The organism is Microbacterium sp. J1-1, from assembly GCF_024498615.1.
GTDB classification, from domain to species: Bacteria; Actinomycetota; Actinomycetes; order Actinomycetales; family Microbacteriaceae; genus Microbacterium; species Microbacterium aurugineum.
In genome coordinates this window covers 3084544-3105988 of record NZ_CP089590.1, presented here as the reverse complement: position 1 = coordinate 3105988, position 21445 = coordinate 3084544, and the positions used below count along the sequence as shown (strand labels likewise).

At 65.6% G+C, this 21445-nt stretch carries 17 protein-coding genes and 1 tRNA gene; 13 read left to right on the top strand and 5 right to left on the bottom strand.

Translation table 11 applies throughout. The features are described from left to right. Positions 1 to 78: 78 nt before the first annotated feature. The 4 genes from LRQ07_RS15095 (at position 79) to LRQ07_RS15080 (ending at position 4751) form a co-directional block, all read left to right on the top strand. Entirely contained in the window at positions 79 to 2610 is a 2532-nt protein-coding gene (locus LRQ07_RS15095) for an ATP-dependent Clp protease ATP-binding subunit (RefSeq protein ID WP_047520266.1), read from the top strand. Positions 2611 to 2786: 176 nt separating this feature from the next. Then, on the top strand, positions 2787 to 3287 hold the full coding sequence (locus LRQ07_RS15090; protein ID WP_047520264.1) for an amino-acid N-acetyltransferase: 501 nt from the start codon (positions 2787 to 2789) through the stop codon (positions 3285 to 3287). A gap of 70 nt (positions 3288 to 3357) precedes the next feature. Then, a complete protein-coding gene (locus tag LRQ07_RS15085; protein ID WP_131492236.1) occupies positions 3358 to 4002 on the top strand; it encodes a hypothetical protein in 645 nt (214 codons plus the stop codon). Between the two features lie 338 nt (positions 4003 to 4340). Continuing rightward, entirely contained in the window at positions 4341 to 4751 is a 411-nt protein-coding gene (locus tag LRQ07_RS15080) for a hypothetical protein (protein WP_047520260.1), read from the top strand. Between the two features lie 57 nt (positions 4752 to 4808). On the opposite strand, the gene radA is transcribed toward LRQ07_RS15080, so the two are convergent. Then, positions 4809 to 6176, bottom strand: a complete 1368-nt coding sequence (gene radA, locus LRQ07_RS15075) for a DNA repair protein RadA (protein WP_047520255.1) — start codon at positions 6174 to 6176, stop codon at positions 4809 to 4811. A 101-nt stretch (positions 6177 to 6277) separates the two neighbouring features. On the opposite strand from radA, the gene LRQ07_RS15070 reads away from it, so the two are divergent. The 5 genes from LRQ07_RS15070 to cydC are packed head-to-tail and all read left to right on the top strand — an operon-like array spanning position 6278 to position 12716. Continuing rightward, complete coding sequence (locus LRQ07_RS15070) at positions 6278 to 6952, top strand: helix-turn-helix domain-containing protein (protein ID WP_047520253.1); 675 nt, start codon at positions 6278 to 6280, stop codon at positions 6950 to 6952. Continuing rightward, positions 6939 to 8354: a cytochrome ubiquinol oxidase subunit I gene (locus tag LRQ07_RS15065; RefSeq protein WP_256535078.1), complete on the top strand. Its 1416-nt coding sequence runs from the start codon at positions 6939 to 6941 to the stop codon at positions 8352 to 8354. Before LRQ07_RS15070 ends, LRQ07_RS15065 begins: the two co-directional genes overlap by 14 nt. A gap of 14 nt (positions 8355 to 8368) precedes the next feature. Continuing rightward, a complete protein-coding gene (gene cydB / locus LRQ07_RS15060) occupies positions 8369 to 9397 on the top strand; it encodes a cytochrome d ubiquinol oxidase subunit II (RefSeq protein ID WP_256535077.1) in 1029 nt (342 codons plus the stop codon). Beyond that, a complete protein-coding gene (gene cydD, locus LRQ07_RS15055; protein WP_131492240.1) occupies positions 9394 to 11052 on the top strand; it encodes a thiol reductant ABC exporter subunit CydD in 1659 nt (552 codons plus the stop codon). Before cydB ends, cydD begins: the two co-directional genes overlap by 4 nt. Next, on the top strand, positions 11049 to 12716 hold the full coding sequence (cydC, locus tag LRQ07_RS15050) for a thiol reductant ABC exporter subunit CydC (protein WP_131492241.1): 1668 nt from the start codon (positions 11049 to 11051) through the stop codon (positions 12714 to 12716). The genes cydD and cydC overlap by 4 nt, the downstream gene beginning before the upstream one ends. An 18-nt stretch (positions 12717 to 12734) precedes the next feature. Here the strand turns inward: cydC and LRQ07_RS15045 are convergent, their stop codons facing one another. Next, positions 12735 to 13511: a hypothetical protein gene (locus LRQ07_RS15045; protein ID WP_131492242.1), complete on the bottom strand. Its 777-nt coding sequence runs from the start codon at positions 13509 to 13511 to the stop codon at positions 12735 to 12737. Between the two features lie 130 nt (positions 13512 to 13641). Here LRQ07_RS15045 and LRQ07_RS15040 point away from each other — a divergent pair, with 130 nt between their 5' ends. The 4 genes from LRQ07_RS15040 to LRQ07_RS15025 all read left to right on the top strand — a co-directional run bounded on the left by LRQ07_RS15040 (position 13642) and on the right by LRQ07_RS15025 (position 18330). Then, entirely contained in the window at positions 13642 to 14688 is a 1047-nt protein-coding gene (locus LRQ07_RS15040; protein WP_256535076.1) for a hypothetical protein, read from the top strand. A gap of 54 nt (positions 14689 to 14742) precedes the next feature. Next, positions 14743 to 14833: transfer RNA gene (locus LRQ07_RS15035), tRNA-Ser, on the top strand. Positions 14834 to 14949: 116 nt separating this feature from the next. Then, positions 14950 to 16362 (top strand): tyrosine-type recombinase/integrase, encoded by a 1413-nt coding sequence (locus tag LRQ07_RS15030; RefSeq protein WP_256535075.1) that lies wholly within the window; start codon positions 14950 to 14952, stop codon positions 16360 to 16362. A gap of 165 nt (positions 16363 to 16527) precedes the next feature. Further along, on the top strand, positions 16528 to 18330 hold the full coding sequence (locus LRQ07_RS15025) for an AIPR family protein (RefSeq protein WP_131492245.1): 1803 nt from the start codon (positions 16528 to 16530) through the stop codon (positions 18328 to 18330). A gap of 66 nt (positions 18331 to 18396) precedes the next feature. Here the strand turns inward: LRQ07_RS15025 and LRQ07_RS15020 are convergent, their stop codons facing one another. The 3 genes from LRQ07_RS15020 to LRQ07_RS15010 form a co-directional block, all read right to left on the bottom strand. After that, entirely contained in the window at positions 18397 to 19185 is a 789-nt protein-coding gene (locus LRQ07_RS15020) for a recombinase family protein (protein ID WP_131492246.1), read from the bottom strand. Positions 19186 to 19471: 286 nt separating this feature from the next. Next, positions 19472 to 19957 (bottom strand): hypothetical protein, encoded by a 486-nt coding sequence (locus LRQ07_RS15015; protein ID WP_131492247.1) that lies wholly within the window; start codon positions 19955 to 19957, stop codon positions 19472 to 19474. 718 nt (positions 19958 to 20675) lie between these two features. Beyond that, entirely contained in the window at positions 20676 to 21353 is a 678-nt protein-coding gene (locus LRQ07_RS15010) for a hypothetical protein (RefSeq protein ID WP_131492248.1), read from the bottom strand. Between the last annotated feature and the right edge of the window lie 92 nt (positions 21354 to 21445).

Genomic DNA, 21445 nt, shown 5'->3' with positions numbered 1-21445 from the left:
ACGCGCCCGATGTGGTGGTTACTCTCGATGTACAAGCGCTTCACGCGTCTTCGCCCCGTGCGAATAAGGAGTCACAGCATGTTCGAGAGATTCACGGACCGAGCCCGTCGAGTGGTCGTCCTCGCCCAAGAAGAGGCGAAGATGCTCAACCACAACTACATCGGGACCGAGCACATCCTGCTCGGCCTCATCCACGAGGGTGAAGGCGTCGCCGCCAAGGCCCTCGAGAGCCTCGGCATCTCCCTCGACGCCGTGCGCGAGCAGGTGCAGGACATCATCGGCCAGGGTCAGCAGCAGCCGACCGGGCACATCCCGTTCACCCCTCGTGCCAAGAAGGTGCTCGAGCTCAGCCTCCGCGAGGCGCTGCAGCTCGGCCACAACTACATCGGCACGGAGCACATCCTGCTCGGCCTCATCCGCGAGGGCGAGGGCGTCGCCGCTCAGGTGCTCGTCAAGCTCGGTGCCGACCTCAACAAGGTCCGCCAGCAGGTGATCCAGCTGCTCTCCGGTGCCCCCGGGCGCGAGCCGGCCTCCGTCGGCGCGCAGACGAACGACTCGCCGGCCGGTGCCCAGGGCGGCTCCGCCGTGCTCGACCAGTTCGGACGCAACCTCACCCAGGCCGCGCGCGACAACAAGCTCGACCCGGTCATCGGGCGCGAGAAGGAGGCGGAGCGGGTCATGCAGATCCTCTCCCGCCGCTCGAAGAACAACCCGGTCCTGATCGGTGAGCCCGGCGTCGGCAAGACCGCCGTCGTCGAGGGCCTGGCCCAGGCGATCGTCAAGGGCGATGTGCCCGAGACCCTGAAGGACAAGCAGCTCTACTCGCTCGACCTCGGTTCGCTCATCGCCGGTTCCCGCTACCGCGGTGACTTCGAGGAGCGCCTGAAGAAGGTCACCAAGGAGATCCGCACGCGCGGCGACATCATCGTCTTCATCGACGAGATCCACACCCTCGTGGGTGCGGGTGCCGCCGAAGGCGCGATCGACGCGGCCAGCATCCTGAAGCCGCTCCTCGCTCGTGGCGAGCTGCAGACGATCGGTGCCACGACGCTCGACGAGTACCGCAAGCACTTCGAGAAGGACGCTGCGCTCGAGCGTCGCTTCCAGCCGGTGCAGGTCAACGAGCCGACGCTGCCGCACGCGATCAACATCCTCAAGGGGCTGCGCGACCGCTACGAGGCGCACCACAAGGTGCAGATCACCGACGGCGCCATCGTGGCCGCGGCGAACCTCGCCGACCGCTACGTCTCCGACCGCTTCCTTCCGGACAAGGCCATCGACCTGATCGACGAGGCCGGCGCACGCCTGCGTCTGTCGATCCTGTCGAGCCCGCCCGAGCTGCGGGAGTTCGACGAGAAGATCGCCGCCGTGCGCGAGCAGAAGGAGATCGCGTCCGAGGAGCAGGACTTCGAGAAGGCCGCCTCCCTGCGCGATGAGGAGAAGAGCCTTCTCGCCGAGCGTCTCCGCCTCGAGAAGCAGTGGCGTGCAGGCGACGTCGCGACCTCCGCGGTCGTCGACGAGGGTCTGATCGCCGAGGTGCTCGCTCAGGCCACCGGCATCCCCGTCTTCAAGCTCACGGAAGAGGAGTCCAGCCGACTCGTCTTCATGGAGAAGGCCCTGCACCAGCGCGTCATCGGTCAGGAGGAGGCGATCGCCGCTCTCTCCAAGACGATCCGCCGTCAGCGTGCCGGTCTCAAGGACCCGAAGCGTCCTTCGGGCTCGTTCATCTTCGCCGGCCCCACGGGTGTCGGAAAGACCGAGCTCGCCAAGGCCCTCGCCGAGTTCCTGTTCGATGATGAGGCCGCGCTGATCTCCCTCGACATGAGCGAGTTCGGCGAGAAGCACACCGTCTCGCGTCTGTTCGGTGCCCCTCCCGGGTTCGTCGGATTCGAAGAGGGCGGCCAGCTCACCGAGAAGGTGCGGCGCAAGCCGTTCAGCGTGGTGCTCTTCGATGAGATCGAGAAGGCCCACCCCGACATCTTCAACTCGCTGCTGCAGATCCTCGAAGAGGGTCGGCTCACCGACGGTCAGGGTCGGATCGTGGACTTCAAGAACACGGTCATCATCATGACCACCAACCTCGGTGCCCGTGACATCGCAGGCGGCCCCGTCGGCTTCCAGATCGAGGGCAACGACTCGACCAGCTACGACCGGATGAAGGGCAAGGTGAACGAAGAGCTCAAGCGGCACTTCAAGCCCGAGTTCCTGAACCGTGTCGACGACATCATCGTGTTCCCGCAGCTCTCGAAGGAGGAGCTGGTGCAGATCGTGGATCTGTTCACCAAGCGCCTCGGCGAGCGTCTGCTGGACCGCGACATGACGATCGAGCTGTCGCAGGCCGCCAAGGAGCGTCTGATCGAGATCGGCTTCGACCCGGCGCTCGGCGCCCGACCGCTGCGTCGCGCGATGCAGCACGAGGTCGAGGACCGTCTGTCCGAGAAGATCCTCCACGGCGAGCTCAACTCGGGTGACCACGTGAAGGTCGATGCGAAGGACGGGCAGTTCCTGTTCGAGCACGGCCCGCGCGGCGAGAAGGTCGCGGTCGGCGTGAACACCGGTGGCGGTGCGATCGCCGGCACTCCCGACCTGGCGGTCGCCAGCGGCGAGTAAGTCAGACAGGACCACGAGGGGCGGATGCTGCGGCATCCGCCCCTTTCCTGTGTCCCGGTCCCTCCTGCGAAAACCCAGACGGGATGCGATCGCCCGGGCGCGTCATGCACACGACGCGCCGTACCGCGAGCGAACCGTCTGGGTTTTCGCAGGGGCATGGGTCATAGGCTTGTGCCGTGAGCGAGTACATCGTCCGACCGGCGCGCAGCGCCGACGTCATCGGCATCCGCAACCTCCTGCAGCCCCTCGTGGAGCAGCGCATCCTGCTCGGCAAGGACCTCGCGGTGCTCTACGGATCCGTGCAGGAGTTCGTCGTGGCGGAGGCGGACGGGGTGCTGATCGGCTGCGGTGCGCTGCACGTGATCTGGGAGGATCTGGGCGAGGTCCGCACCCTGCTCGTGCGCGACGACTGGCTGCACCACGGAGTCGGTCGGGCCATCGTCGACCGGCTGGAGGAGACGGCGCGGATGCTCGGGCTCTCCCGCCTGTTCTGCCTCACCTTCGAGGTCGAGTTCTTCAGCCGTCGGGGCTTCACACCCATCGGGGAGCAGGTCGTCGACCCCGACGTCTACTCCCAACTGCTGCGCAGCGGTGACGCCGGTGTCGAGGAGTTCCTCGACCTCGCCCACGTCAAGCCCAACACGCTCGGCAACACACGCATGCTCAAAGTGCTCTGAGGCGCCTCCTGCTCGACGACCGTCCGTCGGCCTCCCCGGTTGCGCAGGTGCGATCGCTTAGCCTGGAGATATGCCCCGTCGTTCCGCCGCCGTCTACCGCCGTCGGCGACTGGTCGTCATCGGCGGGCTCGTCCTGCTCCTCGCGGCCATCGGCGTCGGGGTGTGGCTGCTGATCGCGAAGCCGTGGGCTTCCGCCGAGACCGGTCCGAAGCCGTCGGCGTCCTCATCGGAGACCTCCACGCCCTCACCGTCGCCCGGGACGGCGTCTCCTTCTCCGGATCCGTCGGCCTCGCAGACACCCGCGATCGTCGCCTGTGAGGCGAAGGATGTCGAAGTCGCCGCGGTGGCCGATGCGGAGACCTATGCCGCCGGAGTCCTGCCGAAGCTCTCGATCTCCTTGACCAACAAGAGCACGAAGGACTGCACGATCGACGTCGGATCGACGACGCAGGTGTTCACGGTGTCCAGCGGTTCGGATGTGTGGTGGCGCTCGACCGACTGCCAGAAGGACCCGAGCAGCATGATCGCGACGCTCACCGCCGGGACGACCGTCACGAGCAAGGATCCGGTGACGTGGGATCGGACGCGTTCGAGCGTCGAGACCTGTGACCAGGAGAATCGTCAGCGCGCGCCCGGCGGGGGAGCCTCGTACCATGTCGAGGTGTCGATCGGCGGCTTCACGAGCCCCAGCACCGTGCAGATCCTGCTGTACTAGCGGCCTCCGTCTTCGAAGCGACGGTGACAGGAAGCATTCGAAATACGTCGTCATCTGCCCTATGGGGTGCGAATCGCGGCGATGTGAGCATCGTTCGCCGCATGATGCTGACAGGTGCTCATCTTTGGGATACCATTGAGATGACTCTCCGCATCATGCGGCACAAGCCATCCCCAGTGGCGTCGAACTACAGCGTCCCCAGCGCTTCGACATCGCCGCTCGAGAGTCCGAGGGCCCTCTCGAGTACCCCAGTCCCCAATGTGGGACTCGAGAGGGCCCCAATCGTCTCCGCGGTCGATTCCGCGCGCCGCGTCGTCCTCCGTGAATAAGCTGGAGACATGGCAGCGAAGAAGTCGAAGACCTCGAAGAAGAAGCCCGCACCCGAGGACTTCCGCTCGGATGCCCTGGCTCAGGCTCTCGAGAAGCAGGATGTCGCTGCGGTCGCTCTCGCTCTGCGTCACGGCACCACGGTCGTGCCGCTGATCACCCCGGGCGCGCGCGACAACCCGCTCGACAGCGGGGAGGTGTGGACGTACCGCGACCCGAAGACGGGTGATCTGGCCCTGCTGCTGTTCAGCGATGCGAAGAACAAGCCGGCCAACCTGCCGCCCGGCGTCGGGATCTACACCGCGGACTGGCTGCGCAAGTTCCTCTCCGCGCACCCGATCACGACGGTGTTCCTGGACATCGCCGGCCCGCACCCCATGCAGGCCGATCCCGCCGAGCTGCTCAAGGCGCTCGACGCCTGAGACGGTCTGCGGCAGGCGCAGCGGCTCCCGGGCGGACCAGAACGGCTCCCGGGCGGATCAGAACGGCGGGATGTCGCGGTCGGATCGGCGTGAGGTGTTGCGCGCCCGCACATCGCCGAGCGCGGCACGGAGGGTCTTCGAGCGGTCGTCGACGACCTGCTCGTATCCGAGTCGCGCCGCCTCGGACCGCCGCTGCGCGGCCTGGGTCACCGGACGGATCTCGCCTGCGAGGCTGAGTTCACCGACCGCTGCGACGGTTCGCGGCACCGCGATCTGCTGGATGGAGCCGGCGACGGCGATCGCGATGGCGAGATCGGCGGCGGGCTCCGTGAAGCGCACGCCTCCGACGGTCGACACATAGACGTCGAGAGTCCCGGTGGGGATGCCGGCGCGGCGTTCGAGGATGGCCAGCACCATCGCCACGCGCGAGGAGTCGAGGCCGTGCACGATACGGCGCGGGTTCGGAGCGTTGCTGGGCACGGTGAGGGCCTGCACCTCGACGGGGAGCGCCCGGCGGCCCTCGAGCGAGATCGCGACGCAGGTTCCGGGTTCGGTCGCGCCCTGAGAGAGGAAGAGCCCCGAGGGATCGGGGACCTCGGCGATGCCGTCGCCCGTCATCTCGAAGCAGCCGACCTCGTCGGTCGGACCGAAGCGGTTCTTGAGAGCGCGGATGAAGCGCAGCGACGTCTGCCGATCCCCTTCGAAGTGGCAGACGACGTCGACCAGATGTTCGAGGACCCGGGGGCCGGCGACCTGGCCGTCTTTCGTGACATGACCGACGATGATGATCGGCAGATCGCGGTCCTTCGCCACGCGGATCAGCGTCGCGGCGACCTCGCGGACCTGGCTCGGCTGACCGGCCGCACCGTCGATCAGCGACGAGGAGACGGTCTGCACGGAGTCGACGATCACCAGCTGCGGCTTGACCTCGTCGATGTGCCCCAGGATGGTCGCCAGGTCGGTCTCGCTCGCCAGGTACAGTTCGTCGTGCAACGCTCCGGTGCGCTCGGCGCGAAGGCGGACCTGCCCCGGAGATTCCTCGGCGCTCGCATACAGGACTCGCCGCCCGCCGCGGGCTGCTTGGGCGGCCACCTCCAGCAGCAGCGTGGACTTGCCCACACCGGGCTCACCGCTGAGCAGGATCGCGGCGCCGGGGACCACGCCACCGCCGAGCACGCGGTCGAACTCCCCGACCCCGCTCGAGCGCCGCGGTGCGTCCTGCGTCGTGATCTGCGTGATCGGTCGTGCCGTCCGCTCGGCGCTCGGTGCGACCGGACCCACGCGGCGGAGGATGCCGGTCTGCGCCGCCTGTTCCTGCACCGTGCCCCACTGCTGGCACTCCCCGCAGCGTCCGACCCACTTCGCGGTCGTCCAGCCGCATTCCGTGCAGACGTAGGCAGGAGGAGCGGGTTTTCGGGTGGCCATGCTCTCAGGCTATCGGCGGGATCGGACATCCCTATCGGCCAGGTGTTTATTCACGGCCCGTACCTCTGGGTAAACCCGCGATCTCACGGAATACTGGTGACATGGCCAACGGCGGGCCCGTCTGCGGGCCGATCTCGAGCTACTCCCGGGTGCAGATCCTGCACTTGCTCTTCGAAGCGGGAAGTTCGCAGACCCGAGCCGCCGTGTCGATCGCGGAGCTGTGCGAGGCGACCGGACTCCACGCGAACACGGTCCGTGAGCACCTGCAGCGCCTGATCGAAGGCGGGTACGTGATCCCGACGATCGAGCACCGCACCACGCGGGGGCGTCCGCGCACGCTGTACAGCGCGGCCACCGGAGCTCCGGGTGCCTCCAGCCCGGTCGCGCGCGACAAGGCCAAGGCGGCTGCTCGTCGGGGCGACCTGATGCGCAGCATGCTGCCGGACTCGGCGCCCGACCTCGGCCGTGAAGCCACCTATCAGCTCGACGCGCTCGTGGAGCACCTGGAGGAGAGCGGCTTCGAGCCCGTGGTCGACGACCGCCGGCTCACGGTCGACCTCAGCCCGTGCCCGCACGCGGCGGGCCGTTCCGAAGACCGCCCGATGCTCTGCCGTGTGCACCTCGAGCTCATGCAGAGCGTGTTGAACGAGGCCGGTGGACCCCTCGAAGCCGAGTGCGTCCGCGATGCCGTCCTCGCATCGGACTGCACCGTCCAGCTGCGTGACAGCACGAGGCAGCGGCAGCACAGAACAGGAGTCGTGCATGGAATGGCTTGATCCGCTCGCGCTCGCCCGATGGCAATTCGGGTTGACCACGGTCTATCACTACCTCTTCGTCCCCCTTACGATCGGTATGGCGCTGATCGCTGCGATCTTCCAGACCGCATGGGTGCGCACCGGCAAGGTCCAGTACCTGCACCTGACCCGCTTCTTCGGCAAGATCTTCCTCATCAACTTCGCGATGGGCGTCGTCACCGGCATCGTGCAGGAGTTCCAGTTCGGCATGAACTGGTCGGACTACTCCCGCTTCGTCGGCGACGTGTTCGGTGCTCCGCTCGCCTTCGAGGGCCTGCTGGCGTTCTTCTTCGAGGCGACCTTCATCGGTCTCTGGATCTTCGGCTGGGACAAGCTCCCGCAGAAGCTGCACCTGGCCACCATCTGGTGCGTGTCGATCGGCAGCATCCTTTCGGCGTACTTCATCATCGCGGCCAACGCGTTCATGCAGAACCCGGTCGGCTACACGTTCAACCCCGAAACCAACCGGGCCGAGCTCACCGACTTCTGGGCGCTGCTGACCAACCCGGTCGCACTGGCCGCGTTCCCGCACACGATCTTCGGCGCGCTGATGTTCGCGGCCGGTGTCGTGATCTCGGTCTCCGCCTGGCACCTCGCTCGCGGACAGCACTTCGACACCATGCGCATCTCGCTGAAGTTCGGACTGTGGGCGATGATCGTCTCGACCGCGGGTGTCGTGCTCACGGGTGACCAGCTCAGCCTGGCGATGTACGCCGCGCAACCCATGAAGATGGCTGCGGCTGAAGCGACCTTCAACACGGTGTGCGGACCGGACGCGTCGTTCAGCCTGTTCACCCTCGGCACCCCGGACGGCAGTTCCGAACTGTTCTCGATCCGCGTCCCCTACCTGCTGTCGCTGTTGTCGACGCATACGCTCGACGCGTGTGTACACGGCATCAACGACCTGAACGCCGAGTACGCCCAGACCTACGCCGCCACCGGTCTGACGGACTTCGCCCCGATCCTGTGGGTCACCTACTGGGCGTTCCGCTGGATGATCGGCCTGGGCATGGCCGCCGCGCTCGTGGCCGTCGCCGGCCTGTGGCTCACCCGCAAGGGCGCCAAGAAGCCCCCGGCGCCGTGGATGTGGAAGCTCGCGATCTGGTCGTTCCCGCTCGCGCTCGTCGCCAACATCATGGGATGGGTCTTCACGGAGATGGGCCGACAGCCCTGGATCGTGTTCGGGCTGATGACCACGCAGGACGGCGTCTCGCCGGGCGTCAGCGGACTCGAGGTGCTGATATCGCTCATCGCGTTCACCGCGATCTACGCGGCCCTCGCCGTGGTCGAGGTCCGACTCATCGTCAAGGCCGCGCAGAAGGGCCCGGACACCGAAGAACAACCGCATGACGAGACGGCCCAGCTGCCGTCGGTCGTCTACTGAGGGGGAGGAGCATCATGGATCTCGCAACACTCTGGTTCTTCATCGTCGCGTTCTTCTTCGTGGGCTACTTAGTACTCGACGGGTTCGACTTCGGCGTCGGCATGTCGCTGCCGTTCCTCGGCAAGAACGATGTCTCGCGCCGTCAGGTCATCAACACGATCGGTCCGGTCTGGGACCTCAACGAGACGTGGGTCATCGTCGCCGGTGCCGTGCTGTTCGCGTCGTTCCCCGAGTGGTACGCCACCCTGTTCAGCGGTTTCTACCTGCCGCTGCTGCTGATCCTGCTGGCGCTGATCCTGCGCGGGGTGTCCTTCGAGTACCGGCACCAGCGCGACAGCGTGAAGTGGAAGGCCGGATTCGACCGGATGATCGTGATCGGGTCCGCCGTTCCCGCTCTGCTCTGGGGCGTCGCCTTCGGCAACATCGTGCAGGGGGTGGCGATCGATGAGAACCACATCTACGTCGGCGGCTTCTTCTCGCTGCTGAACCCGTACGCGCTGCTGGTCGGCGTCACCACGTTGCTGCTGTTCTTCCTGCACGGTGTGCTGTTCGTCGCTCTCAAGACCGATGGACAGGTGCACGAGGATGCGCAGAAGTTGGCGAAGAAGGCTGCTCTTCCGACGATCCTCGTCGCGGCCGGAACGGTGATCTGGACGGTGGCGATCGCGATGGGCCGCGAGGCTCCGCTGCTCTGGCTCGTCATCGGCACCGGGGTGCTCGCGGCGGTCAGTCTGATCGCGGCCGTCGGGTTCTCGCTCGTCCGACGTGACGGGTGGGCCTTCTTCTCCGGGATGCTCACGGTGATGTTCGCCGTGGTCATGCTCTTCTCGGCGCTGTTCCCGTTCGTGATGCCCTCGACGATCGACCCGGCGTACAGCCTGACGATCGCGAACGCATCCAGCACCCCGTACACGCTGCAGATCATGAGCTGGACGGCCCTGATCGCGATGCCGCTCGTGCTCGCGTACCAGGCCTGGACGTACTGGGTCTTCCGCAAGCGCGTCACTCGGAAATCCATCGAGGGGGCACCGGCGCACGCGTGAAACCCGTCGATCCAAGACTGCTGCGCTACGCGGGTGCCGCGAGGGGATTCCTCGCGGCATCCGCGTTGATCGGCGTGGTCCAGACGGCGGTCGTGATCGTGTTCGCTTGGCTGCTGACGGATGCGGTGACCGGGGCGATCGCCGGGCGCGACGTCACGGCGTCCCTGCTCTGGCTGCTGGTCACGGCACTGCTTCGCGGTGTGCTCATCGCCGCGTCCGATGCCGCGGGGACCCGCGCTGCGGCGAAGACCGGCATGCAGCTGCGGTCCGCGCTGATCGCGGCAGTGGGACGGCTGGGGCCGGGGTGGCTGGCGCAGCGGAACCAGACCGAGCTCGCGGTGACCGCCGGCCACGGCCTGGAAGCCCTGGACGCCTACTTCGCGCGCTACATCCCGCAGCTCGTGCTGACCGTGATCGCGACGCCCGTGCTGGTCGCGGTCATGTGGTGGCAGGACTGGCCGAGCGGTCTCACCGCTCTCATCACGCTGCCGCTGATCCCGCTGTTCCTCATCCTGATCGGGATGGCGACGCGCACGGTGCAGAAGCGGCAGTGGCAGACGTTGCAGCGGCTCGCGGCCCGGTTCGCCGACACGGTGCAGGGACTCTCGACGCTGCGGCTCTTCGGGCGCGACCGGCGCGCGGCGGACCGCATCGAGGTCACGGCAGACGAGTACCGGCGCGAGACCATGAAGGTGCTGCGGTTCTCGTTCCTGTCCGGGTTCGCGATGGAGCTGCTGGCCTCGATCGCGGTCGCCCTGATCGCCGTGTCGGTCGGATTCCGGCTGTTGTCGGGGGACCTCACGCTCGAGGTGGGGCTGTTCGTGCTGCTGCTCGCGCCCGAGGCGTTCCTGCCGATCCGACAGGTGGGGGTGCAGTTCCACGCCGCGGCCGAGGGCGTCGCCGCGACCGAGGACGTGTTCGAGGTGCTCGATGCGGCGCGGACAGGTGCACGGATGCAGGAGCTTCCGACGGATGCCGGACGAATCGCCGTCGAAGCTTCCCACATCCGTCCATCCGTCGTGCAGGTGGACCGACTGGAAGGCGCGGCGCTCGTGGTCGAGGGGGTGCAGGTGCGCGATCTGCCCCCGGTGTCCTTCACCGCGACGCCGGGGACGATCACGCTGATCGAGGGGCCCAGTGGCTCGGGCAAGTCCTCGCTTCTCGCGGCGTTGCGGGGCGCTGCCGACTATGAGGGGACGGCCGTGTTCGCCGGGCAGAGTCTTCGCGGGCTCGCTCCGGCCGGGTGGCTGGCCTGGGCAGGGCAAGCACCGGGGCTGATGCGCGGCACGGTCGCAGACAACGTCGCCCTCGGAGACCCGGCACCGGATGCCGGCCGCGTCCGTGCAGCGCTGGATGAGGCACGCGCCGAGAGCATCGACGCGGCACTCGAACTCGGTGTGCAGGGGAGTGGGCTCTCGGGCGGTCAGGCGCAGCGGGTGGCCGTGGCGCGCGCGCTGTACCGGCAGCAGACCGATCCCGGACGTGTGCTCGCCCTGGACGAGCCCTCGAGCGCGCTGGACCCGGAGACCGAGGAACGGTTGTGGCAGTCGTTGAGGGCGCGGGCGGATGCCGGAGCGACGATCCTGCTCGTGTCGCACCGGCGGTCGGCGCGCCGCATCGCGGATCAGGTCGTGGCGCTGGGGGTGGACGCATGACCGGACTGACGCGCGGACAGCGGGTCCGCGGCATCCTCCGGCTCGCGCAGCCGTCGGTCGGACGCTTCGTGCCCGGTCTCATCTGGGGTGTGCTGTCCGCGGCGGCCGCCGTGAGCCTGCTCGCGGTCAGTGGCTGGTTGATCGTGAGCGCCTCGATCGTCGACTCGCTGGTTCCGCTGTCGATCGCCGTGGTCGGCGTCCGGTTCTTCGCTGTGTCGCGCGCCGTCACCCGCTACCTCGAACGTCTGAGCGGGCATGATGCGGCACTGCGTCAGCTCGCCTCCACACGCGCCGACATGGTGCGTCGACTGATCCCGCTCTCGCCGGCCGGACTCGGCTCGACCGACCGCGGTCAAGTGCTCACGGCCCTCGTCGACGACGTCGAGAACCTGCAGAACCTCCCGCTGCGGGTGGTGCAGCCGCTGGGGGTCGCTGCGCTCGTCGCGGTGGGTGCCGTCGGTTTCATCGCGTTCGTCTCGCCGCCCGCCGCCCTCACTCTCGCCGTCTGCCTGCTGGTCGCCGCGGCCGCGGCGATCGGGCTCGGCTGGGTGTTCGGCTCCCGCGCCGAAGCACTCGTGTCCGCGCGTCGGGCTGAGCTCTCGGCGGCGCTCGTCGACTACTTCGCGAGCCTCGATGTCCTCCTCGCGTATGGGGCGGAGGAGCAGGCGCGGGCACGGATCACCGCCGCCGACGGGGAGCTGCGTCGGCTCGTCTCCCGCGCATCGCTGGCGCAGGCCATCGCTGCCGGGGTGGTCTCCGCGGTCGCCGGAGCAGCGTCGGTGTGGGCGCTCGCCGCCGCGGCGCCCGGCCTCGTCGACGGGGCGATCGACGGGCCGTGGTTGGCCGTGGCGGTGCTGGTGCCGATGGTGGTGTTCGAGATCTTCGGCGCCGTGCCGATCGCTGCGGCGTCGTGGCGGAGTGTCCGATCGAGTGCGGAGCGCATCGTCGACGTGCTCCCCGACCGGATGCCGCAGGAGCTGCGTTCCGACGCGGGTGAAGACGTCGAGGTCGACGGCACGCCCGTGGTGCGAATGCGCGACGTGCGCGCGTCCTGGCCGGGGGGAACCCCGGCGCTCTCCGGCGTCGACCTCGATCTCCGACCCGGTGAGCGGGTGCTGGTGACGGGATCGAGCGGCGCCGGGAAGAGCTCGTTGGCCGCGGCCCTCGTCGGTTTTCTCCGCGTGGAGGGCGAGTACCGGATCGGGGACCGCGACGCGTCGGAGTTGTCCGGTCCGACGCTGCGCCGGGTCATTGGCCTGTGTGAGCAGAGCCCTCAGCTGTTCGACGAGGACATCCGTCAGAACCTGCTCTTCGCGCGTGACACCGCGGATGATGAGGAACTCTTCGCCGTGCTCGACCGGGTGGGGCTCGGGGAGTGGGCGCGGGAGCGCGGTGGTCTCGATGCGCGGGTCGGCGACCGTGGCGCACTCGTGTCCGGCGGGCAGGCGCAGCGGATCGCGCTCGCCCGGGCCCTGTTGCGCGGTTTCCCGGTGCTGGTGCTCGACGAGCCCACGGCCGGGGTCGACCCCGAGGCGTCCGATGCGCTGCTGCGTGATCTGCTGGCTGCTGCGGGGTCGCAGTCCGTGCTGCTGATCTCGCACGTGGTGCCGCCCGCGGGCACCGTCGACCGTGTGGTGCGACTCGACGGCGGACGCACGCTCTGAGCGAGGAACCCGCGCGGGTCAGGCGTTCATGTCGACGGGCGGTTCCATCACGATGCCCTGCGCTTCGAAGGCACGGCGGCGCTCTTCGATGCGGCGGTGCAACTCGACCTGCGCCTCATCGACGAACTGCGGATCGAGGTCGACGGTGGGCGGATGCGGGTCGCCGTGGTTCGCCGCGATGTACGCGTCGAGTTCGGGGCCGCTGGTCCAGGAGGTGATGAGCGCGTAGCGGGGTGCGGTGCCGCGATGCCAGACCGCGTGCCAGAAGCGCTGGGTGTCGACGATGATGCGCGAGCCGGCGCGGAGCGGCAGCCGGACCTCGGTCGCCGGGTCGAAGCGGTCGGCGCGCAGTATGAGCATCGACTCGGTGTCGTCGGACAGATTGAAGAACCCGCGGACGACCCAGCCGGTGCCCTCTTCGTTGAGCCGGTTGTTGTCGTCCTGGTGCAGGTTGTAGATCGCATCGGCGTACTCGTTCGGTTGCAGCTCGATCACGCGGCACCGTCCGATGCCCGCGCCGGGCTCCAGCGCGCGACGCTGCAGGGTGGGCGCGATCGCCACCTGGGAGTCGATCCACACGCCGTCCTTGTCGGTGCGCGGCGGCGTGTGGTTCCAGAAGCCGTTGCAGTCCACGTCGCCCGCGTAGCTGGCGAGCGGGGCGAAGCGCGTGACGCCGGAGGAGCGCCAGCGGACGTATTCCAGGTCGAGCCATTCGGCGGGGTCGCCCGGTGCGGAGTGATCGTCGAGGACCACATAGCCGGTGTCGGCCAGCGCCTCCGAGGTGATGAAGCCCATACTGCGTACCCTTCCCGTCATCGCTGCCCCCACAGGCGGCGGGTTCTTAGGACATCCTAACTCTTCGGGCGTCACGGCGCCCGGTGGCCGGCCGGGGAAAAGCGCGGAATCCCGCCGATATCCTGGGGTGATGACTCAGCCGCAGGGCGCCCTCCTCGTGGGCAGTGTGAACTTCGACGATGCCGAGACGACGATCCGCACAGCCGTGGATGTGCTCGGCGCCCGCCCCCGGCGCATCCCGGACGGCGAGGTCGGCAAACGATTCCACTGGATCATGTTCCAGCCCGATGTGATCGGCCAGGCCGAGGGGATCGAGCGCATCGGCGACGAGCCCATCCCGTTCTCGGCCGGGATAGACGCCCGTGGCCTGCGCATCGGCGAGGGCGTGGACGCAGCGAGCATCGAACTTCCCGCGCTCGGATACGCGGCGGCCGCGATCGAGTCGTACGCGGTGTTCACGCGCCTCCGTGCGGAGGGTCTCGTGTCGGCCGAGGTGCGGTTCCAGGTGTCGCTGCCGACACCGCTCGCTGTGATCTCCTCCTTCTTCCGTGGGGACGACCGGGCGGCGATCGAGCCCGTCTACACCGCCGCGATCCTGCGTGAGCTCGATGCGATCCTCGCCGCGATCCCGCACGACGACCTTGCTGTGCAGTGGGATGTGGCCAGCGAGATGGGCATCATCGAGCGAGCAGCCGGTTACGGAGCGGTCATGGAGGCCTGGTGGCCCGGTGAGCCGTTCGACGGCCTCGTCGCGCGGCTGGCTCGCCTCATCGACGCGGTGCCGGCAGACGTGGAGGCCGGCGTGCACCTCTGCTACGGCGACGCGGGGGAGAAGCACTTCATCGAGCCGACCGATTCCGCGAACCTCGTCCGCTACGCGAACACGGTCCTGGCGGCGACGGCGCGTCCTCTCACCTGGCTGCACCTGCCGGTGCCGATCGAGCGCGACGATGAGGGCTACTTCGCCCCTCTCGCCGACCTCGCCCCCGTCGAAGAGCTGTACCTCGGGCTCGTCCACCGCGAAGACGGAGCCGAAGGGGCAGGGCGCCGTGTCGCCGCCGCCCGCCCGTTCGCGGAGCGGTTCGGGGTCGCCACCGAGTGCGGCATCGGTCGTGCACCGGCCGGATCGACGGAAGGCATCCTGCGCACGCACGCAGAGGTCGCCGCCGCCTGGTGAACGCTCCGAGCGCCCGATTCGCGCGCTCGCCCGCTCTCGCGTAAGCTATTCCGCGGTGACGTGTCCGAGCGGCCGAAGGTGCAACTCTCGAAAAGTTGTGTAGGGTAACCCCCTACCGTGGGTTCAAATCCCACCGTCACCGCCAGGTAACCGCGTAAAACCCGCCAGATGTCAAATCTGGCGGGTTTTCGTGTGTCTGGGGGTGGTGTCGCATGATGGTGTGAGTTGACTTTGCGAGTTGACCACGGCGATGATCGCCACATGCGCGAGTTCACCGACGACGACGCCGAGAGTCTGGCGGCGATCCTTCGAAAAAAGCACGGACCGAAAGGGCCGAGGCGACCGAAGAAGAGAGCCGCCGGCGAGGGATCAGTTTTCCCAGTCGAGCGAAAACGCAAAGACGGCAGCACAGTCATCTATTACCGGGCGGCCAAGACGATCGAACTCGGCCCAGTGCGGAAGAAGATCACGGCCCAAGCCCGCACCGAGCGCGAAGCGATCGAGAAGCGGGATCGCGCGATTCTCGTTGAGCGGGTGGAGTATGGCCTCGAATCACCGGATGCGATTCCCGTCGACCCGCGTATCGCCCGCCTCACCGTGGGCGACTGCCTCACTGACTGGCTCGACGAGCGCAAGCGTGAGGATCTGGCTCCCAACACGATCCACATGTATGACGCTCGGATCAGGAATCATCTGCTCCCGGCCTTTGGTGATCGCCCAGTCCGGACTCTGACCTACGCCGAACTCAAGAAGTTCATCAACATCGACCTGCCCGCGAAAGGTCTAGGCGGCGACTCGATCCGGCAAGTGTTCATCTGCCTCAAGAGCGCGCTCGACTACTACCAGCGAGACGGGATCATCCTGGGGCATCCGATGGTTGGGATCAAGCCGCCACCAAAGAAGAAGAAGAAGACCAAGGAGGACGCCAAGAAGATCCGCCAGGCGTCGAAGTTCCTCGGCAAGTATCTGATCCCGGCAGCGAAGGCGGCAGACCAAGAGGCGCGCTGGTTCCTCGGGATGCTCGGGATGCGCCAGGGCGAAGTGCTCGGGATGACAGAAAAGAGACTCAAGAATGGCGGGCCAGGCAACCGGCGAATCGTCATCGACAAGCAGATCCAGCGGATCAGCGCTGAGCACGGATGCGAGCTCAATCACTCCACCGGCAAATGGAGCTGCGGGCGAACTACCTCGAACTGTCCTCAGCGAATCGGTGAGACCCGCTGGGAACTGACAGCAACCAAGAGCGACAGCGGAGAGCGAGAGATCGTCATCCCAGAGGATGCCTGGAAGATGCTCGTCGCCCACCGCAAGCGACAGATCGCTCGACGGAAGCTCCCAGGCTTCCAGCCCGACAAAGGCGAGGACATGGACACGCTGCTATTCACGCGGCCAGATGGAAAGCCGCTCTATGCACAGCGGGATCGTCAGGCTCTCGTGGATCTCGTCGCATCCATCAAGAACCTGCCCAAGGGGATGACCGTCCACACTCTGCGCCATGTGGCGACCACAGCGATGATCGAGGAAGGAGCCGACCGGGAGGCCCTGATCGCGATGATGGGTTGGTCCCCAAAGAACGCCGACGCGCAGATCGCTACCTACAGCAGCGCAGACAACGCGCGCCGCGCCTCCAAGGTCAGCCTGAGCTATGTGGGTAGCTTCTACGGAACGAAGTAGCTGCCCACCTAAGCCGCCGGAGATTGCAGGCGGTCAGGTTGTGGGTGATGATGACGATGCCGCCTGAGGCTGTCGCCTATCGCCGCTGAGCGTGACGGTCCACGTCTGGTCTGCGGTCCCGACGCTACTATCAGTGCTACGACGCGGTGAGGATCGCCGCCGTCGATGATCAGGGGGAACACTTTGCACACTCTCACAGGTAAACGTGTCGCGAAGTTTGCGCGCGACTTTGGCTTCGCTGTTTCGGAGGATAAGCAGTTCGAGCTCTACGTTGCGGCCAACTACCTCTATCCCTACCTGCGGGACGACGTGGAGAAGATCGAGCGGTCCGTTCGCGGAGGAGGGTCGGACGAGGGGATCGACATCGCCGCCGTGGTCGTCAACGGGCAGCTTGTGTTCGAACCTTCGGAGATCGAGGATCTAATCTCGGAGCAGGCATCGAACACCGCGCGGGTCGTGTTCATCCAGGCCAAGACGAGTGAGTCTTACGATGCGAAGCTGATCTCGAAGTTCCTCCATGGGATCGAGTCAGTTACAAAGTATGCGATCAACCCGCAGAATATTGCTCTTCCTGCTGCGCTAGTCGATCTGGCAGCGCTGATCGACAAGATCGCCGAGAACGGTGACAAGTTCCAGGAAACGCGAATCCCGTGCGAAGTGTTCTACGTCACGACCAGCGGACACGACGGGGCTGATGCTCGCAAGGAACTGCAGGTCACCGAGGCGGTTCGCCGGATCAACGAACTAGGGGTGTATTCGGAGCCGTTCGAGTTGAAGACTCACGGACACGATGCGCTCGCCGCGAAGCTGAAGGAACGGCACGGACCACAAAACATCCGGTTTGACTTCACCAAGCGGCAGACCATCCCCGCAACTGAGCGCGTGAGTGAGGCCTACATCGGGCTGTTGTCTGGCACGGAAGCTCTGAAGCTGTTGACGGACGAGACCGGTTCCATCAGGCCCGGTATCTTCGATGACAACGTGCGGCTCGATCTTGGTGCGCACAACACCGTCAATACGCGCATCACTCGAACCCTTCAGAGCGGGGAGCGCGAACAGTTTCCGTTCTTGAACAACGGTCTCACGATCATCGCTAGCTCACTAAGGGGAGCCGGAGACAAGTTCTTCATATCTGGCTATCAGATCGTGAACGGCGGACAGACGAGCCACCAGCTGGTGAGGTGGGCGGCGAGCGAGGCTGTCAAAGAAAAGCCGGAACTGTTGTCCGATCTTTGGATTCCGGTGAAGATCGTCAGTTCAGACGATGCAAGAGTGAGGACGAGCGTCGCGATCGCCACCAACCTCCAAACTCCAATCGGTTCGACGGACATCCAGGCGAGTTCACAGACCGCGAAGGATGTGGAGGAGTATTTCACTCAGTCAGGTGCCGACGGCCTGCGATACCTGCGTCAGATTCAGCACGCGGCGCTCGACTTCCCGAGGACGCGCGTCGTCACTACCCCTGAGCTCAACCGAGCCGTCGCCGCCACCCTCTTCGGAGAATCCTTCCGGGCGATTGGCTCCCCCAAGGAACTCGAAGCCGAGGACTCGTTCGTCTGGGGTAGTTACTCAGTCGAGGCGTATTACTACGCAGCCTGGATCCTCTACCGGGTGGATCGATACTTCGCTCGGACTCCCGACTCCACAACTCTGAAGGCGGCGAAGTATCACATTGCGATGATGGTCTCTGTCATCATCAACCCGCAGATAGCTCCGGTGTTCGAAGCGTCCGATCTCGAGGCCGCGAGGCGCCGGCTTGTCGCCGTCAAGAGGACTCAGTTCAAGGTCACCGATTCTGACCGGATCGAGTTCGCTATCTCCAAGGCGATGGAACTTGCCACGGAGCAGTTCCAGACCGTTCTCTCCGAGGGACGAAGCCTCCGGAAGGACGATGTGCGAAACCGACGCCATCAGGAGGCTCTTCTGCAGAAGGCGAAAACGGTGAAGCCGAAGGCCCAGTCGCGCTGATGGCACAAAGAAGGCCGGGGATGGACCCTCGTTAACATCCCCGGCCTTCTTTGCATTGCTCAACGCTCACATATCAGAGTCCTCCCTCTCGCGATCGATCTGCTTGATCCGCCGCATCGCGTCCGCGACCTTGAACATGTCTTGGCGGGCTTTATCGTTGGTCGCTTGCCACTCCTCGACCGTCATCTCGTAGCGACCACTCAGAACCTTCTGAACAGTGGTCGGACTGATCGGCATTTCCTTGCCGTGCTTCTTGCTGTAGACCTTGACGGCTCCGGCGATGTGCTTGATCCCATAGCCCTCGGCGCGCAGGGTTTGGATATAGACGACGTGGCTCCGCGATAGCTTCGGCTTCTGGCCCAGCTTCATCCCTGCCGCAGTCCTAAGCCCGAGCGCTGTCTTCGTCCTGGCTCGTGTCTTGAGCACCTCCGAAGTGCCGGAAAATGACTTGATGTTGAGGTTGAGAATCTGCGTCTCGTTGTTGATGTCGTCATAGATCAGGTTGTCGTCGAGTGTCCAGACAGCGACCCCTCGCTTGTTGAGCTGGCCGACTGCGTAGATCAGCTCGTGGTTCTCCCTGCCCAGACGAGAGAGCGAGATCACCACCACTCGATCTCCCGGCTGCACCAGGCCCGAAAGCTCGTGCCAGGCGGTCCCCTCGTCGGTCATGTTGCTCATCCCTGACTGATCATCGTCTACCAAGACACGGACGCAGCCATTCGATTCAAGCTCTTCCCTCTGGGTGAGTAGCGTCCCGCGCTGCTCTTCGGTCGATGCTCGGATGTAGCCCCAATCGATGGGATCCCGCTTCTCTTCGGTCTGCTGGAATGCAGATCCTCGCTTCTCTTCGGTCATCTTCTTGCTCCTTGCTCTGGGACTAAATGGCACCCGTTTAGTGGTTGCGCATACCCATATCAACTAAGGGGTGACAACTAACGCTCGTTAGTTGTCACACAGACCGAGTTCCAGCGGTAGTCGCTACCTGCCCGCCTCAGCGCACAGAATCGAGCAGACGAACAACCTGACCGCTTCGACCTTCGAGCGCCAGGCTCAGCCGCCTACTGTCAGCCAGTGGCCAACCTGAACGCGAAAGGGCGGCGACCTCCGAAGAGATCGCCGCCCAGCGGTATCGCACTACAGCTCAGAGCACATGAGCGCTGCTGACGATGTCCACGACATTCTGATCGCCTCTCGCGACCGAGGGCACCACGAAGCCCCGATCAAACTGCCCACTGACTTGAACCGACGCGGCATTGGACGAGCCAGTGTGCACCGCCTGGGTGTTGGTGATCGTGAAGCTGTTGAGATCCTGAGCCTCGATCCTCCAAGGACCGCCGACCACCTGCGCAGAATCGATCACGCCCGGATACTCCACCCGGAAAGCGAGCGAACCAGCCGGAGCCGTGATGGCGTGCCCCCAGCGAGTGCCGGTGCCGAAGCCATGGGTTCCGCTCCAGGCGCGCAGATTGGACTTATGCCACGCGTAGGCAGCCCCATCGGGCGAGCGGTCGGGCACAGCAGTCTTGACAGCGGGCGCAGCAGCAACAGCCGGTTCCGGCAGAGTAGCGACAGCACCAGCAGCGAGGACGAGAGCGAGAGCCAGAGTGGCCGAGAGAGTTCTGATCATGAGATGCCTCCAGGGTTGATCGGCACTCCATATCAGGGACCAGACCCAAGCAGTGGCGCGACACAACCACGGGAAGACCAGACGAGGCAGAGGTATGCGCACACGAGTGCGAGAGGGAGGCCCGTGCAGGCAGGCATGCACTCAAGAGGACACAGCTATCCCTTTCCCCACCTGATAACTTTCAACGCTGAAAGTCATCTCTTTGGTGAGATGCGAGAGTTCGGCCACCGCCTGCCGAAACCCGAGCGATCCCGCTCGGCCACCATTCCTTTGGTATCTCTCGGAGGCGGGTTCGCCCATCCGGATCGACTCCTTAGATCGCAGCTGCAGTCCGTGATCCGTATGTCTGTATCCCCATCTCGCATAGTGGGAATCTTCAAGAGCCTGGGACGGGGGACACCCCTCTTCTGATTCGCTGCCCCGAATCGAGTTTCAGTGTTTCGCCCAGAAGGCAGAGGAAGGAGTTCCGTCGCCGTCTTACGGGCTTCTGTAGTTTCCTGTCTGCCTCACCGTTTTCGCCCTGTCATGGGTTCGAGGTGGCATATCGAAAGCTCCAGCAGACAGAAAGGAAGCCCCGGAGGATCGAAGATCAACTCCGGGGCTTCTTCCCACTGTGCGAGTGGAACTGTCATATCAAAACTCCAGGGGGCAAGAAGAAACCCCCCGAGGAAAAGTGTGAGACTCTCGGGGGGGTTTCTGTTGGAGGTAGAGCCATATATCAGTCCGCGATCTCGCTCTCCACGATGCTGCGGTGAGACTTGGCGTTTGCGCCGGTGCCCTGCGTGACTTCTACGAAGATGATCCTGAGCTTTACAGACTCCCTGACGAGCTTGCCCTCATGGTAGAACTTGCCGTGCACTGCGAAGAATCCCTGCGTGCTCGTAGTGTTGGCGTTGAGTCGCTGAACAGTCCGGGGATCGACAGACACCTGCGCCCACGGCATCAGCACCTTCGATCCAGCAGCGAACGGCTTCTCGTTGGTGTATCCCGTGCGGTCAGCGGTGGCCTCTTCGACGAACCATTCGACTGTGTAGCCCGCAGGAAGATCCCGGGGCTCGTAGTCGGTAGGCTCGCCCTCTGGTCGTGCTGTCGTCGCGTAGTTGATCCCGTCGACGCCGCTTTCTCTAATGTTGATGCTGTATCCGTCGAGCGCTGACGAATCGACCGGACCAGCCTCGGCCTGGGCTTCGCAGAGCTTGCCACCGTGTTTGGCTGTGAAATCCTCATCGCCATACTGCGAACCAACGCAGAACATTAGCGGTTCGCTTGAAGCGTCAGCGGGCACCGTGACAAGCGAGCCAGCGAATGCGACGGCGAGGCCGAGAGCTGCCGCGATGAGTGCGGGCTGTCGGTTCTTCTTGGTGGTGGTGGTGGTGCTTGCGTGTGATGTGTGCATGATCGACCTCCGTGGTTGTAGTGATCGCAGTTGTATATCAATGCGCGACCACCAGCGCAGTTAGGTCAACACCAGGCGCAAAGAAAAGCCGG